The following is a 719-nucleotide window of genomic DNA, read 5'->3' as shown; positions in this document are numbered from 1 at the left end:
ACCATGCCGCCCCAGCCGGCGCCGGCCCAGTTCTGGCTGACCCGGCAGCGCATCGAATAGGCGTTCGCCAAGTCCCAGTGGAACCGCACCAGAATGCGGCCGTATTCGTCGCAGTCGATCTCGCCCTCGCCGACCACTTCGGCGGTCTGCGGGCCCTGCACCACCGCCAGCGGCGTACGTTTCGGCGGCGCCATCGGCGCGGTATCGGGCATCAGCACATAGGACCCGGTGAAGCTGTAGCCGTCACTGCCCTGACCGCCTGAACCATAGGCCTCGGAGACGAAATGATGCGAGGCCGAGAGGCACAGATAGGTCTCGCCCGTGCCCGGCGCCTTGTCGCCGGAAAGCGTCATCCGCATCCCCGCGCCCAGGCTCACGCAGTCCCCCACCGCCCGGTTGCGGCGATCGGCGCCGCGTTCCTGCTCGGTCCTGAGCCCCGCCACCAGCCGGCCGACATCCTGCGCCAGGTAATCGCCGGGATAGTCGAAGCTCTCGATCTGGCCCTGCGCGTGCTGCGCATCGCCCAGCCGGTCCACCTCCATCGCCTGGGCAGGCTTCTTGAAGTTGTAATCCACCAGCCGGATCGCGCCGGTGGTCACATTCCGCTCGGGCGCCCAGTCCCAGAAATGCTCCTGCTCGTACTGGTGGTGGCCGTCATAGCGCTTGAACGGACGCGGCCCGATCGTCGGATGCGCCAGCACGTCATCGGTCAGCACCAG

At 67.9% G+C, this 719-nt stretch carries 1 protein-coding gene; it reads right to left on the bottom strand.

The window, feature by feature from the left end; all coding sequences use genetic code 11:
• Positions 1–719, bottom strand: a 719-nt coding sequence (locus tag IT41_RS19250) for a type VI secretion system Vgr family protein (RefSeq protein ID WP_036744424.1), incomplete at both ends; no start/stop codon positions are given.

The organism is Paracoccus halophilus (assembly GCF_000763905.1).
GTDB classification, from domain to species: domain Bacteria; phylum Pseudomonadota; class Alphaproteobacteria; order Rhodobacterales; family Rhodobacteraceae; genus Paracoccus; species Paracoccus halophilus.
The sequence above is the reverse complement of the archived record's forward strand: the minus strand, read 5'-3'. Positions and strand labels throughout refer to the sequence as shown.